1 protein-coding gene is annotated in these 606 nt (G+C 59.4%); it reads right to left on the reverse strand.

Features of this window, described 5'->3' with window-relative positions; translation table 11 throughout:
• Nucleotides 1–14: 14 nt before the first annotated feature.
• Nucleotides 15–606, reverse strand: a 592-nt coding sequence (locus tag AC5Y49_RS24805) for an IS630 family transposase (protein ID WP_499892021.1), incomplete at its 5' end; no start/stop codon positions are given.

Consider the following 606-nt stretch of genomic DNA (forward strand, 5'->3'; position numbering starts at 1 on the left):
GCTAGTGGTCCGTCTCAGTTTTGGTTAACTACTTGTTGGAGTTTGGTGCGTGCGCGGTGAACCTTGGCGAGGATGGATTCAGCGGTGGCTGTCCATACGTAGGGTTTGGGATCGGCGTTGTGGGCGTTGAGGTATGTCTCGATGCTGGCGATCAGGTCGGGCACGCTGCTGAATATTCCGCGCCGCAGATTCTTCTCGGTCAGGTCGCGAAACCAGCGCTCGACCTGGTTGAGCCATGATGACGAGGTCGGGGTGAAGTGTAGGTGAAACCGCTTGTGGCGCTTCAGCCATCGGTCGACGTCGGCGTGTTTATGGGTGCTGTAGTTGTCCAGGATCAGATGCACCGCCAGGCCCTTGGGTACCTCGCGGTCAATCGTGTTCAGGAACTTGAGGAACTCGGTGTGACGGTGCCGGGGCAGGCATTGGCCGATCACTTTCCCTGTCAACACGTCCAACGCGGCGAACAGTGTGGTCGTGCCGTTGCGCTTGTAGTCATGGGTCATCGTGGCGGCCCGGCCCGGGATCATCGGCAACGATGCCTGGGTGCGATCCAACGCCTGGATCTGGGACTTCTCATCCATGCACAGCACCATCGCCTTCTCCGGT

The sequence above is a fragment of the Mycobacterium sp. NGS62 genome (assembly GCF_059812285.1).